Source organism: Variovorax sp. LjRoot130 (genome assembly GCF_964253755.1).
In the GTDB taxonomy this organism is placed as follows: domain Bacteria; phylum Pseudomonadota; class Gammaproteobacteria; order Burkholderiales; family Burkholderiaceae_C; genus Variovorax.
Genome location: NZ_CAXURM020000001.1, coordinates 5,389,424 through 5,401,775 on the forward strand (window position 1 = coordinate 5,389,424; position 12,352 = coordinate 5,401,775).

The 12,352-nt window shown below is 68.1% G+C and carries 13 protein-coding genes; 4 read left to right on the plus strand and 9 right to left on the minus strand.

Going from position 1 to position 12,352, the window contains the following annotated elements:
* Positions 1 to 36 precede the first annotated feature (36 nt).
* The 9 genes from ACSQ86_RS26710 to ACSQ86_RS26750 are packed head-to-tail and all read right to left on the minus strand — an operon-like array spanning position 37 to position 7,938.
* Complete coding sequence (locus ACSQ86_RS26710) at positions 37 to 726, minus strand: alpha/beta hydrolase family protein (RefSeq protein ID WP_436305779.1); 690 nt, start codon at positions 724 to 726, stop codon at positions 37 to 39.
* 45 nt (positions 727 to 771) lie between these two features.
* On the minus strand, positions 772 to 1,755 hold the full coding sequence (gene dhaK, locus ACSQ86_RS26715) for a dihydroxyacetone kinase subunit DhaK (protein ID WP_436305780.1): 984 nt from the start codon (positions 1,753 to 1,755) through the stop codon (positions 772 to 774).
* Positions 1,752 to 2,384, minus strand: coding sequence for a dihydroxyacetone kinase subunit DhaL (dhaL, locus tag ACSQ86_RS26720; RefSeq protein WP_436305781.1), 633 nt, complete (start codon positions 2,382 to 2,384; stop codon positions 1,752 to 1,754). Before dhaL ends, dhaK (ACSQ86_RS26715) begins: the two co-directional genes overlap by 4 nt.
* Positions 2,381 to 3,412, minus strand: coding sequence for an ABC transporter ATP-binding protein (locus ACSQ86_RS26725; RefSeq protein WP_436305782.1), 1,032 nt, complete (start codon positions 3,410 to 3,412; stop codon positions 2,381 to 2,383). Before ACSQ86_RS26725 ends, dhaL begins: the two co-directional genes overlap by 4 nt.
* Complete coding sequence (locus ACSQ86_RS26730; RefSeq protein WP_436305783.1) at positions 3,399 to 4,511, minus strand: ABC transporter ATP-binding protein; 1,113 nt, start codon at positions 4,509 to 4,511, stop codon at positions 3,399 to 3,401. The genes ACSQ86_RS26725 and ACSQ86_RS26730 overlap by 14 nt, the downstream gene beginning before the upstream one ends.
* A gap of 1 nt (position 4,512) precedes the next feature.
* A complete protein-coding gene (locus tag ACSQ86_RS26735) occupies positions 4,513 to 4,683 on the minus strand; it encodes a hypothetical protein (protein ID WP_170855626.1) in 171 nt (56 codons plus the stop codon).
* Positions 4,680 to 5,627, minus strand: coding sequence for a carbohydrate ABC transporter permease (locus ACSQ86_RS26740; protein WP_093108327.1), 948 nt, complete (start codon positions 5,625 to 5,627; stop codon positions 4,680 to 4,682). Before ACSQ86_RS26740 ends, ACSQ86_RS26735 begins: the two co-directional genes overlap by 4 nt.
* The gene (locus tag ACSQ86_RS26745; protein WP_093108492.1) at positions 5,624 to 6,574 is read right to left on the minus strand and encodes a carbohydrate ABC transporter permease; all 951 of its coding nucleotides are present in this window, start codon (positions 6,572 to 6,574) and stop codon (positions 5,624 to 5,626) included. The genes ACSQ86_RS26740 and ACSQ86_RS26745 overlap by 4 nt, the downstream gene beginning before the upstream one ends.
* A gap of 23 nt (positions 6,575 to 6,597) precedes the next feature.
* Positions 6,598 to 7,938, minus strand: a complete 1,341-nt coding sequence (locus ACSQ86_RS26750) for an ABC transporter substrate-binding protein (RefSeq protein ID WP_436305784.1) — start codon at positions 7,936 to 7,938, stop codon at positions 6,598 to 6,600.
* 165 nt (positions 7,939 to 8,103) lie between these two features.
* Between ACSQ86_RS26750 and ACSQ86_RS26755 the strand changes: the two genes are divergently transcribed.
* The 4 genes from ACSQ86_RS26755 (at position 8,104) to ACSQ86_RS26770 (ending at position 12,346) form a co-directional block, all read left to right on the plus strand.
* Positions 8,104 to 9,135 (plus strand): LacI family DNA-binding transcriptional regulator, encoded by a 1,032-nt coding sequence (locus tag ACSQ86_RS26755; protein WP_436293976.1) that lies wholly within the window; start codon positions 8,104 to 8,106, stop codon positions 9,133 to 9,135.
* Positions 9,136 to 9,193: 58 nt separating this feature from the next.
* Positions 9,194 to 10,180 carry a dihydroxyacetone kinase subunit DhaK gene (gene dhaK, locus ACSQ86_RS26760; RefSeq protein WP_436305785.1) on the plus strand — a complete coding sequence of 329 codons (987 nt, stop codon included), beginning with the start codon at positions 9,194 to 9,196 and terminating at the stop codon, positions 10,178 to 10,180.
* Between the two features lie 27 nt (positions 10,181 to 10,207).
* Positions 10,208 to 11,239 (plus strand): LacI family DNA-binding transcriptional regulator, encoded by a 1,032-nt coding sequence (locus ACSQ86_RS26765; protein WP_436305786.1) that lies wholly within the window; start codon positions 10,208 to 10,210, stop codon positions 11,237 to 11,239.
* A gap of 120 nt (positions 11,240 to 11,359) precedes the next feature.
* Positions 11,360 to 12,346, plus strand: coding sequence for a Bug family tripartite tricarboxylate transporter substrate binding protein (locus ACSQ86_RS26770; protein WP_436305787.1), 987 nt, complete (start codon positions 11,360 to 11,362; stop codon positions 12,344 to 12,346).
* Positions 12,347 to 12,352: the final 6 nt, after the last annotated feature.

Here is a 12,352-nt window from a genome sequence, read left to right on the forward strand (position 1 = left end):
GACAAGTGCGGGCCCTGCGCTCGCACGCCCGGTCTTCTATGGCATTGCCGGGTGCCAAGCCTGCATCCAGATCGCCATCCCGTCGAGCAGCTCTTCCATCACCTCGCCGTCGTCGCGGCCGGAGCGCCGGGGCACATGAAAAGAGTGGTCCGCATGGGCGACCTCCATCAGCGACCCGCAGTCTCCCAGTTCCTCGACTACCGAGCGAATCCTGCCGAGCTCGGCGAGCTTGTCCTCGGTGCCTTGAATGAACAGCATGGGCAACTGCACGTCGAACAGATGCGCCGCGCGTTCGGTCGAAGGCGCCCCTGCCGGATGCAGTGGAAAACCCAGAAAGACGAGGCCGGCCACGCCGGGCAGCGGCGCCAGCGCTTGCGCCTGCGATGTCATTCGGCCGCCGAATGACTTGCCGCCGGCGAAGAGGCGGAGCGCGCCGAACATCTCGGAGGCCCGCGTGGCAGCGGCCCGAACCGCGGCATGGGCAACGCGAGGTGAATCGGGACGCTTGCTGCCGAGCTCCATGTAGGGGAACTGGTAGCGCAAGGTTGCGATCCTTCGTGCGGCCAAGCCGTCCGATACCGCGCTCATGAACGGATGCGCCATGCCCGCACCCGCGCCGTGAGCGAACACGTAGCAGGCAGTCGGATCAGCCGGCGCCTGCACGAGCGCGGAGACGCTCACGCTGCCGTCGACGGGAATGGAGATCTTCTGCGTTTCAGGCGTCATGCAGAGTGGGAGGGAGTTGAACCCCAAGTATGCAGCGCACCGCCCCTACCAGCGCAGCGCCGCCGTATGAACCGGCGCATCCCACAGCGACACCAGCTCGTCGTCGAGCAGGGTCACGGTCAGCGAGGCGCCCGCCATGTCGAGCGAGGTCGTGTAGTTGCCCACCAGCGATCGAACGGGCTTGAGCCCCTCGGCAGCGAGCCGCCGGTTCGCCGCATGGTGCAGCAGATAGAGCTCCATCAGCGGCGTGCCGCCGAAGCCGTTGACGTGCAGCAGCACCTGGCGCCCGGCCTGGGCCTTCAGATCGCCGAGGATCGCATCCATCAGCGTGCGCACGATCTCGTCGGCCGGCATGTGGGCCGCACGCCGCCGCCCCGGCTCGCCGTGGATGCCGACGCCGATCTCGATCTCGTCGGGTCCGATGTCGAAAGTGGGCCGCCCGGCCGCCGGCACCGTGCAACTCGTGAAGGCCACGCCCATCGAAGCCGTGGCCGCGTTCACGCGGTCGCCTAGCGCCTTGCACTCGGCCAGCGTCGCGCCCTGCTCGGACAGCGACCCGACCATCTTCTCGACGACCAGCGTGCCGGCCACGCCGCGGCGGCCGGTGGTGTGGGTTGAGTTCTCCACCGCCACGTCGTCGTTGACCAGCACGGTCGCGTTCTCGGTCTCGAGCATCTCGCTCGCCATCTGGAAGTTCATGCCGTCGCCGGCATAGTTCTTGACGATGAAGAGCACGCCCTGGCCGGCTTCGGTGGCGGCCGCGGCGGCCAGCATCTGGTCGGGCGTGGGGCTGGTGAACACCTGGCCCGGGCAGGCCGCATCGAGCATGCCGCGGCCGACGAAGCCGGCGTGCAGCGGCTCGTGGCCCGAGCCGCCGCCGGAGATCAGCGCCACCTTGTTCGCGCTGCGCTCGCGCCGGGCGACGAAGGTGGGCTCGAACTCGACGCGCAGCAGCTGCGGATGCGCCTCCACCATGCCGGCCAGCGCCTCGCGCAGCATCGCGTCCACGTCGTTGACGAACTTCTTCATGCGATTTCCTTCCATGTGTCGCACACCGCGGTAATGGCGACTTCGCAGGTCTTCGAGCCCGGGTCGATGTGGCCGAGCGCGCGTTCGCCGAGGAAGGAGGCGCGTCCCTTGGTGGCGGTCATGTCGCGCGTGGCGAGCATGTTGCGGTGGGCCTCGGCCGTGAGCTGCTCGCACACCTGCGGCAGCGGCGTGTTTTCTTCGGCGAGGCGTTGCAGCAGGCGCGAGACCGGGATCAGCACGTCGAGCATGGTCTTCTCGCCGAGGTCGGCCTTGCCCCGGCTCTTGATGGCCTCGACGCCATCCGCGAAGGCGGCGGCGAACTGCCGGCGGTCGGGCTCGTCGATGCCGGCGAGGATCTTGCCCATCGCGATGAAGAAGCTCGAGATCAACGGACCCGAGGCGCCGCCGATGGTCGACAGCAGCTTCAGGCCGATCTTGCCGAAGGCCGCACCGGGCGCGAGCGGCGCCAGCTCGTCGCGCATCGCCATCAGCACATCGCAGCCGCGGCGCACGTTGATGAAGTGGTCGCCGTCGCCGATGGCGCGGTCCAGCGATTCGATCTGGCTCTCGTTGGCGAGGATCGCCGCCTGCACGGCTTCCAGCGCGTCGATGATGTGTACCGTTTTCATGAGACTTCCTGGATTCGGGGTGCGGCGATGCGGCATCCGGCCGCATCGAAGAAAAGACAGCGCTCGGCGGGAAAGCCGAAGCGCGCCTCGGAACCCGGCGCGAGCGGCGCGTCGAGCATCACGCGCGCATGCACCTCCACGCCCTGCCGCTCGGCCACCAGCTGGTGCTTGACCAGCGAGCACTCGATGACCTGGAAGCCGGCCGCCTCGCCCTCCGGCGAGAGCAGCACGTCCTCGGGGCGGATCGCAACGTGCGCGGTGCCGGCCGGCGAGCGGCCGTCGAACCATTGCGCCGGCAGCACGTTGATGGCCGGCGAGCCGAGGCGCTGCGCCACCGGCAGCGTGTGCGGGTCGCCGTAGACCGCGAGCGGCGTGCCCACCTGCTGCAGCACGCCGCGTTCGAGGATGCCGATGCGGTCGGCCATGGTGGTGGCCTCCACGTGGTCGTGCGTCACGTAGATCACGGTAGCGCCGGTGCTGCGCTGCAGGCGCCGGAGCTCGACGCGCAATTCCTCGCGCAGTTGCGCATCGAGCGAGGAGAGCGGCTCGTCCATCAGGAACACGCGCGGCCGGCGCACCAGCGCGCGGCCGATGGCCACGCGCTGCATCTCGCCGCCCGAGAGCTCGGTGGCGCGGCGCGTGAGCTTGGCCTCGATGTGCAGCATGGCCGCCACTTCCTCCACCCGGCGCTTGACCTCGGCCGGCTCGCTGCGCCGCAGCGGCGAGCGCAAGGGGAAGGCGAGGTTGTCGAAGACGGTGAGATGCGGGTAGAGCGAGTACTGCTGGAACACGAAGGCGCAGTCGCGGCTCGCGGGCAGGCTGTCTGTGATGTCGTGGCCGTCCATGCGGATGCGCCCGGCATCGGGACGCTCCAGGCCGGCGATGAGGCGCAGCGTGGTGGTCTTGCCGGCGCCGCTGGGGCCCAGCAGCACGAGGAATTCGCCGTCGGCGACGTGGAGGCTCAGCTCCGTCACCGCCTTGACCTCGCCGAAGGCGCGGCTCACGCCGCTAAGTTCAATGCTGGCCATGGCGCAAGGCCTCCCGGTGGTGGCGCGTGGTCGCGCTGGCAAGCAGCTGCTCGGTGCCGGCGTCGAAGAGCACGATGCGCGCGGTGTTGAAGCCGATGGCGACACGGTCGCCCAATGCCGGCCGTTGCGACTTGTCGATCAGCGCCTTCAGCGCGCCGGCCGCGGTGGCGAGCTCGGCGATCCAGTGGGAGCCGAAGTACTCGACATGCCGCACCTCGGCCGCGAGCCCTTCGCCCGGCGCGCCGACCTGAACGTGCTCCGGCCGCACGCCGAGGACCGCCGCGCCGGCGCCTTGCTCGATGCGCGGCACCGTCACCGGCAAGCCGGCCAGCGAGACCGCGTCATCGCCCGAGCGCACCGCGCCCGAGATCGGCACGAAGTTCATCGGCGGCCGGCCGATGAAGCGCGCGACGAACATGCAGCTCGGAAAGTTGTAGATGCCGCCCGGCTCGTCGGCCTGCAGGATCTCGCCCTGGTTCATCACGACGATGTGGTCAGCCAGCGCCATCGCCTCGTTCTGGTCGTGCGTGACGAAGACGGTGGTGGTGCGCAAGCGCTCGTGCAACTTGCGCAGCTCCACGCACATCAGCTCGCGGAACTCGGCGTCGAGTGTGCCCAGCGGCTCGTCCATCAGGAAGGCCTGGGGCTGCCGCACGATCGCGCGGCCCAGCGCGACGCGCTGCCGGTCGCCGCCCGAAAGCCCGCCCACCCGCGCGCCGAGCAGGTGCTCGATGCGCAGGATGGCCGCGACATCGGCTACGCGCCGATCGATCTCGGCGCGCTTCAAGCCTTCGTTGCGCAGCGGGAACTCGAGGTTGCCGCGCACGCCCAGGTGCGGGTAGAGCGCGAAGAGCTGGAACACCATCGCGATGTCGCGTTCGCGCGGGCGCAGGTAGGTCACGTCCTGGCCCGCGAGCGTGATCGAGCCGGAGGTCGGGAACTCGAGGCCGGCCAGCATGCGCAGCGTGGTCGTCTTGCCGCAGCCCGAGGGGCCGAGCAGCACGACGAACTTGCCGTCTTCCAGCGTCAGTGTGGAGTCGCGCACGGCGACGAAATCGCTGAAGCGCTTGTGCAGCTTTTCGATGCGGATCTCGGCCATGTCAGTGCAGCTTTCCGGCGACCGTGTAGCCCGCGACCCCGGCCAGCAGAACGGCGAAGGACCAGCTGTAGATCTCGAGCGACCAGGGCTGCATCAGCATCGCGAGGCCGAGCCCGATGAGGGCGATGCTGGCGGGCTCCCAGCGCGCGCGGGACAACCAGTTCTTCTTCATTTCCGAATCGCTCCGAAGGTGATGCCGCGCAACAGGTGCTTGCGCAGCAGCACGGTGAACACCAGCACCGGCAGCAGGAACAGCGTGGTGCCCGCGGCCATGGCCGGCCAGTCGAGGCCGCCCTCGCCGATGATGGTCGGGATGAAGGGCGGCGAGGTTTGCGCCGTGCCGCTGGTGAGCAGGAGCGCGAATGCGTACTCGTTCCACGCGAAGATCAGGCAGAAGATCGCGGTGGTCGCGATGCCGGTGGCGGCCTGCGGCAGCACCACCTTGATGAAGGCCTGGAAGCGCGTGTAGCCGTCGACCATGGCGGCCTCCTCGTACTCGCGCGGGATCTCGTCCATGAAGCCCTTGAGCAGCCAGACCGAGAGCGAGAGATTGACCACCGTGTAGAGCAGGATCAGCCCGAGGTGCGTGTCCGACAGGCCGACCGCGCGGTACATCAGGTAGATCGGGATCGCCACCGCGATCGGCGGCATCATCCGCGTCGACAAGATGAAGAACAGCAGATCGTCCTTGCCCGGCACGCGAAAGCGCGAGAAGGCATAGGCCGCGAGCGTGCCCAGCACCACCGACAGCAGCGTCGAGCCGAAGCCGATCAGCACCGAGTTGAGATAGCGGTCCGAGAAGCGCGAGGGCCCGGCCAGGATCATCTGCTGCTCGCGCACCAGGCCTTCGTACCAGGTGGCCGGTGGCGGCAGCGCGGCCAGCTCCTGCGCGCCCACGCGCGAGCGGGTGGTGAAGAGGTTGACGTAGCCGATCAGCGAAGGCTGCGTGATGACCTGCGGCGGATAGGCGATCGCATCCTGCGGCGTGCGAAAGCTGGTCAGCAGGATCCACACCAGCGGGATCAGCGAGATCAGCGCGTAGCCGATCACGACGATGCCGGCGAAAGCCTTCGCGCGCGGCGTCGGGTCGAGCGGGCTGTGGACGGCGTTCTTCATCGCTGCTTCACCCGATCGAGGAATCGCACCGTCACGAGCGAGAGCCCGTAGATGGCCACGAAGAGGATGATGGCCAGCGCCGAGCTGTAGCCGGTGCGCCATTTCTCGAAGGCCTCGCGCTTGAGCTTGATCGACGCCAGCTCGGTCACCGAGCCCGGGCCGCCGTTGGTGAGCTGGTCCACGAGGTCGAACATCTTGAAGTTCTCGATCACGCGGAACAGCACCGCGAGGATGATGAAGGGCATCACCATCGGCAGCGTGATGCGCCAGAACTTGGTCCACTCGCTCGCGCGGTCGATCTCGGCGGCTTCGTAGAGATAGGGCGGGATCGAGCGCAGGCCAGCCAGCAGCAGCAGCATCACGTAGGGCGTCCACATCCAGGTGTCGACCAGCACGATGGCCCAGGGCGAGAGCTTCGTATCGCCGAGCATGGTGAAGGTGCCGGGCCCGCCGAAGAAGTTGACGATGTAGTTGAAGATGCCGTACTGCGGCTCGAAGAAATACTTCCAGAAGGTGCCGACCACGGCCGGCGCCAGCATCATCGGCAGCAGGATCGCGGTGCTCCAGAAGCTGTGCGTGCGAAAGCGCCGGTTCAGCATCAGCGCCAGGCCGAAGCCGAGCAGCAGCTGCAGCGTGATCGAGCAGGTGAGGAAGTGCGCGGTGGCGCGCATGTTCTCCCAGATCGACTCGTCGTTGAGCACCCGCGAGTAGTTACCGATGCCGACCCACAGCACCTCGGCGCCCGGCCGGTTGGCGCGGAAGTTGGTGAAGGACAGCCAGATCGTCCAGATGAGCGGGAAGATGTTGAAGGCCAGCAGCAGCAGGATCGTCGGGCCGACGAAAAGCCATGCCAGCGCGCGGTCGGAGAGGCCTTGGCCGGGCACCCTGCCGCGAACGGCGATGCCCGGCTCGGCGCGAACGGTGGTGGCCAACGGTAGGGCGCTCATGGTCGGCTCCGCCGTCTCACGCTTCAAGGCTTGATCTTCCCGTCTTCCTTGAAGACCTCGGTCCAGTCCTTGAGCAGACCGTCGAGCGCTTCCTGCGGCGTGCCCTTGCCGGCCACCACGTAGTCGTGCGTGCGCTTCTGCATCGCCAGCAGCAGTTGCGCATAGCTCGGCTCCTGCCAGAAGTCACGCACGATCTTCATCGAGTCGAGGAACACCGGCGCGTACGAGGTGCTCTTCTCGAAGCCCGGCTTGCCGAGCACCGCGTTGTGGCACGAGAAGCCGCCCGCGTCCCACCATTTCTGCTGCACCGAGGGCTGCGCGAACCACTTGATGTAGTCGAGCGCGAGCTCCTTCTTGTCGGAGTACTTGACGACCGAGATGCCCTGGCCGCCGAGCTGCGCCGCGGCGACCTTGGCCTTGGGCATGGTGAAGAAGCCGGTCTTCTCGCCGCCCACGTTCGGGTCCTTCGCGATGCCGGGGAAGAAAGCGATGAAGTTCATCTGCATCGCGACCTGGCCCGACTTGTAGGAGTCGAGGTCCTCGGTCATGTAGGCGTTGGAATGCCCGGGCGGCGTGCAGCAGTCGAACAGCTCCTTGTAGAACTTGAGGCCGGCCACGGCCTCGGGCCCGTTGATGAAGCCTTTCATGTCGTACGGCTTCTTCGGGTTGTCGTACTGCATGCCGTGGGCGTACAGGGTGTTCGTCACGCCCATCGTGATGCCCTCGGAGCCGCGCTCGGTGTAGAGCGCCGCGCCATAAACCTTCTTGCCGTCGATCGTGCGGTTCTGGAAGAACTGGCCGATCTGCTTGAACTCGTCCCAGGTCTTGGGCGGCGCGAGCTCGCGGTTGTACTTGGTCTTGAACTCCGCCTGCAGCTCGGGCCGGGCGAACCAGTCCTTGCGGTAGGTGAAGGCCACGGCATCACCCATCGCGGGCAGCGCCCAGTAGTTCTTCGTGCCCTTGGGCCAGGTCGAGTAGCCCTCGACGGTGGCGGGCATGAAGTCGCTCATCTTGATGCCGTTCTTGTCGAAGAACTCGTTGAGCTTGATGTAGTGGCCCTCGGTCGCGGCCGAGCCGATCCACTGGCTGTCGCCAATCAAGAGATCGCACAGCTTGCCCTTGGAGTTGAGCTCGTTGAGCATGCGCTGCGCGAAATTCGGCCAGGGCACGAACTCGTACTTCATCTGCACGCCGGTCTGGGCGGTGAAGTCCTTCGACAGCTCCACCAGCGCGTTGGCCGGATCCCAGGCCGCCCAGCACAGCGTGAGCTGCTTGGTCTGGGCCTGCGCGGCACCGGAGGCCAGCGTCAGCGCCGCGAGGAGCGCCGTGCCGAAAGTCGATCGCTTGTTCGTCAACCACTTCATTGCTTTATCTCCTGTTGGTCATGGGACGATTGAAGAATAAAGATGGCAATAAATAAATCAATCAACGCAAACCCTAAGACCTCAGACGGATCGGGATAGTCCGGTGAAGCCCGGCGATCGACATCGGCGACACTCCTGATTGATTTATTGAGGCGCTTTCCGCACTTGGCCACTACCGTCACCATCACCCAGATCGCCGAAGCGGCCGGCGTCAGCACCGCCACCGTCGACCGCGTGCTGAACAGCCGCCCCGGCGTCAACCCCGTCACCGTGCAGCGCGTGCGCGACGCGATGAAGGAACTGGGCGGCGCCGTGCCGATGCGCGGCCGGCCGCGCTCGACCGAGAGCTACCGTTTCGCCTTCGTGCTGCCTTCGACCCGGCGCGGCTTCTTCGACCTGGTGGATCGCGTGATCGCGCAGGCGGCCGGCGATTTCCGGCACCAGCACATCACCGAGGTGACGCGCCGCCTGCCGGCCCACGATGCGGCGGCCTTCGCCGAGGAGCTCGCGCGCCTCTCGGACATGGACGGCGTGGCCCTGCTGGCGCCCGACACGCCGGCGGTGAAGCTGGCCGTCAACGAGCTGGTGCGCGCCGGCGTGCACGTGGTCACCTTGTTCTCCGACGTCGCGGGCTCGATGCGCGAGACCTTCATCGGCGCCGACAACCGCGCCGCCGGCCGCACCGCGGGCCTGCTGCTCGGGCGCGAGGCGCCGGCCGGCCAGGGTCACTGCGCGCTGCTGTCGCCGGCCACGCGCTATGCGGCCGAGATCGATCGCGGCATCGGCTTCGCGCAGGTGCTGGAAGAGCGCTTCGCGGGCGCCCGGCTGCTGCGCGTGGACGACATGCCGGAATCGGAAGACGAGGCCTACCGGCGCGCGCGCGAGGCGCTGGACCCCCAGGCCACCGGCGGGCGTCTGACCGCGGTCTACAACGTCGGCCCCGGCAGCCACGGCGTGCACCGCGCGCTGGCCGAGCACGGCTACGACGCCTCGCTCGGCGTGATCGCGCACGACCTGCTCGACATGCATCGCGCCATGCTGATCTCCGGTGCGCTGAGCTTCGTGCTGCACCAGGACGTGCACTACGTGGTGACCACCGCGGCGCGCGTGCTGCGCGCGCTGTGCGAAGGCGTGCGCGGGGCGCTGGCGGTCAGCAATCCGCGGGTCGACATCCTCACTGCGGAGAACCTCGCATGACAGCCGCCCACGATCGCCCCACGATGCGCTCTTCATGTTCGCCCCGCGAGGACACGCGATGAAGAAATTCATCAACTACGTCGACGACGCGGTCGTCGAAAGCCTGTCGGGCCTCGCGTCGGCGCACGAGGCGCTGCTGGCCGTCGAGTTCGACCCGACCTTCGTGTGCCGGCGCGTGCCCAAGAAGGACGCGGTGGCCGTGGTGTCCGGCGGCGGCTCGGGGCACGAGCCGCTGCACACCGGCTATGTGGGCCGGGGCATGCTGGACGCGGCCTGCCCGGGGCAGGTGTTCACCTCGCCCACGCCCGACCAGTGGATGGCCGCGGCGCACCGCGTGAACGCCGGCCGCGGCGTGCTCTTCATCGTCAAGAACTACGCCGGCGACCGCCTCAACTTCCAGATGGCGAGCGACATGCTGGTCGATCTCGACCACCTGATGGTGGTGGTCGACGACGACGTCGCGATCGACCATTCGACCCACGGGAGCGGCCGCCGCGGCGTGGCGGGCACCGTGATCGTCGAGAAGATCGTCGGCGCCGCGGCCGAGGCCGGCGCCGACCTGTTCGACTGCAAGGCGCTGGGCGACCGCATCAACAGCTGCACCGCCTCGATGGGCGTGGCCTTCAACAGCTGCATCGTGCCGGCCTCGGGCGTGGCGACCTTCGAGATCGGCGAGCAGGAGATGGAGCTCGGCGTCGGCATCCACGGCGAACCGGGGCGCCAGCGCATGCCCTTCGCGCCGGCGGTCGAGATCGTCGACCTCTTGCTCGACCCAATCCTCAAGGATCTTTCGCTCGCGCGTGGCCGCGAGGTGCTGCTGCACGTCAACGGCCTGGGCGGCACGCCGCTGATGGAGCTCTACCTGCTGCAGCACCATGCGCGCCGGCGGCTCGCCGCCGAAGGGCTGACAGTGGCGCGCACGCTGGTGGGCAACCACACGACCTCGCTCGAGATGGCGGGCGCCTCGCTCACCGTCACGGCGCTCGACGACGAGGCCAAGCGGTTGTGGGACGCGCCGGTGCACACGCCGACACTGCACTGGTAGCGCTATCGCGGCGCTAGAATCCGGCCCATGAACCCCGAAGCCACCCCGGCACGCCGCACCCGCCGCGGCAGCGGCGCCGTCACGCTGCACGACGTCGCCAAGCTCGCCGGCGTGGCGCCCATCACCGCGTCGCGCGCGCTCAACACGCCGGCGCAGGTGTCGGCCGAGGTGCTGAAGAAAGTCACCGACGCGGTGGCCCGCACGGGCTATGTGCGCAACGGCCTGGCCGGTGGCTTGGCATCGACGCGCAGCCGGCTGGTGGCCGCGGTGGTGCCGACCATCGCCGGGCCGGTGTTCCTGCAGACCGTGCAGGCGCTGACCGAGGCCCTCGCCGAGAGCGGATACCAGCTCATGCTGGGCCAGAGCGGCTATGCCGAATCGCGCGAGGATGCGCTGCTCGAGGCCATCATCGGCCGCCGGCCGGATGGCATCGTGCTCACCGGCATCATGCATTCGGCCGAGGGACGCAAGCGCCTGCTGGCCGCGGGCATTCCGGTGGTCGAGACCTGGGACCTCACGCCCACGCCGCTGGACATGCTGGTCGGCTTCTCGCACGTCGAGGTGGGGCGCGCGGTGGTCGACTTCCTGCGCAGCAAGGGGCGCAGCCGGCTCGCGGTGGTGGCGGGCGACGACGAACGCTCGCGGCGGCGTCACCAGGCTTTCCAGGATGCGGCGCGCGCCGCCGGCCTGCGCGAGGTGCGCCTGATCTACGTGCCGGCGCCCACCACGATGAAGAGCGGCCGCCGCGCGCTGGCCGAACTGCTCGCGGTCGCGCCGGACATCGACGCCGTGTTCTGCAGCTCCGACCTGCTCGCGCTCGGCGTGATGACCGAGGCGCAGGCGCGCGGCATCGCGGTGCCGGCGCAGTTGGCGGTGGTCGGCTTCGGCGATCTCGAGTTCGCGGCCGACCTGAATCCGGCGCTGAGCACGGTGCGCATCGACAGCAAGGCCATCGGCCGGCAGGCCGCGCGCTTCATCGTGGACCGCGCGGAAGGCCGCCAGGTCGACCCCCGTGTCGTCGACATCGGCTTCTCGATCGTCGACCGCGACAGCGCCTGATCCGTATAAACCCCTAGATTCGGCTGCTTGACGCCGCAGTTGGTAGCGCTATCATTCAGACCATTAAATGGTAGCGCTACCTAAGCCATCGACCTCTTTCAATTTCAAGGAGACAAACCCATGAAGAAGCTACTCGGCGCCCTCGCCATCGGCCTGGCCGCCAGTGCAGCCGCCTACGCCCAGGCCACTTCGACAAGCTCAGGACAGGATTGGCCTCAAAAACCCGTGACGCTGGTCGTCCCGTTCCCGCCCGGCGGCTCCACCGACATGGTGGCACGCGCCATCGGCCCCAAGCTCACGGAGAAGCTCGGCCAGCCCTTCCTGGTCGACAACAAGGCCGGCGCCACCGGCACCATCGGCGCGACGCTGGTCAAGCGCGCGGCACCCGACGGCTACAGCTTCCTCGTCACCTCGCTCGGCCCACTGGTGATCGCACCCCACCTCATCAAGGGCATGCAGTACGACGCGCTGAAGGACTTCGACTTGATCACGGTGGCCGTGCAGGCGCCCAACGTGCTGGTGGTGCCGGCCAGCTCGCTGCACAAGACGGTGGCCGACGTGATCGCGCACGAAAAGAAGAACCCCGGCAAGATGACCTTCGCCTCCTCCGGCAACGGCTCCAGCGACCACCTCACGGCCGAGCTGTTCTGGCAGCAGACCGGCACCACCGGCCTGCACGTGCCCTACAAGGGCGGCGCGCCGGCCATGACCGACCTGCTCGGCGGCCAGGTCGATGCCTCGTTCCAGAACGTCAACGCGGTGGTGCCGCACATCAAGTCCGGCAAGCTCAAGGCGCTCGCGGTCACCGGCGACAAGCGTTCGCCGGTGCTGCCCGAGGTGCCGACGATGAGCGAAGCCGGCGTGAAGAACGTCGAGGTCTATTCCTGGCAGGCCGTCGTCGCGCCCAAGGGCCTGCCGACGGCGCTGCGCACCAAGGCCAGCGAGTCGGTGGTGGCCGCGCTCAACGACCCGGCCATCAAGCAGCAGTTCACTTCCATCGGCCTCGAGGTGGTCGGCAACACGCCGGCACAGTTCGCGACTTTCCAGCAACAGGAGTTCGCCCGCTGGAAGAAAGTCATCGAGACCGGCAAGATAACCATCGACTGAGCCAGC

Coding starts and splice junctions, on each gene's coding strand:
- ACSQ86_RS26710 (WP_436305779.1), bottom strand. CDS start 726: ATGACGCCTGAAACGCAGAAGATCTCCATTCCCGTCGACGGCAGCGTG.
- dhaK (WP_436305780.1), bottom strand. CDS start 1,755: ATGAAGAAGTTCGTCAACGACGTGGACGCGATGCTGCGCGAGGCGCTG.
- dhaL (WP_436305781.1), bottom strand. CDS start 2,384: ATGAAAACGGTACACATCATCGACGCGCTGGAAGCCGTGCAGGCGGCG.
- ACSQ86_RS26725 (WP_436305782.1), bottom strand. CDS start 3,412: ATGGCCAGCATTGAACTTAGCGGCGTGAGCCGCGCCTTCGGCGAGGTC.
- ACSQ86_RS26730 (WP_436305783.1), bottom strand. CDS start 4,511: ATGGCCGAGATCCGCATCGAAAAGCTGCACAAGCGCTTCAGCGATTTC.
- ACSQ86_RS26735 (WP_170855626.1), bottom strand. CDS start 4,683: ATGAAGAAGAACTGGTTGTCCCGCGCGCGCTGGGAGCCCGCCAGCATC.
- ACSQ86_RS26740 (WP_093108327.1), bottom strand. CDS start 5,627: ATGAAGAACGCCGTCCACAGCCCGCTCGACCCGACGCCGCGCGCGAAG.
- ACSQ86_RS26745 (WP_093108492.1), bottom strand. CDS start 6,574: ATGAGCGCCCTACCGTTGGCCACCACCGTTCGCGCCGAGCCGGGCATC.
- ACSQ86_RS26750 (WP_436305784.1), bottom strand. CDS start 7,938: ATGAAGTGGTTGACGAACAAGCGATCGACTTTCGGCACGGCGCTCCTC.
- dhaK (WP_436305785.1), top strand. CDS start 9,194: ATGAAGAAATTCATCAACTACGTCGACGACGCGGTCGTCGAAAGCCTG.
- ACSQ86_RS26765 (WP_436305786.1), top strand. CDS start 10,208: ATGAACCCCGAAGCCACCCCGGCACGCCGCACCCGCCGCGGCAGCGGC.
- ACSQ86_RS26770 (WP_436305787.1), top strand. CDS start 11,360: ATGAAGAAGCTACTCGGCGCCCTCGCCATCGGCCTGGCCGCCAGTGCA.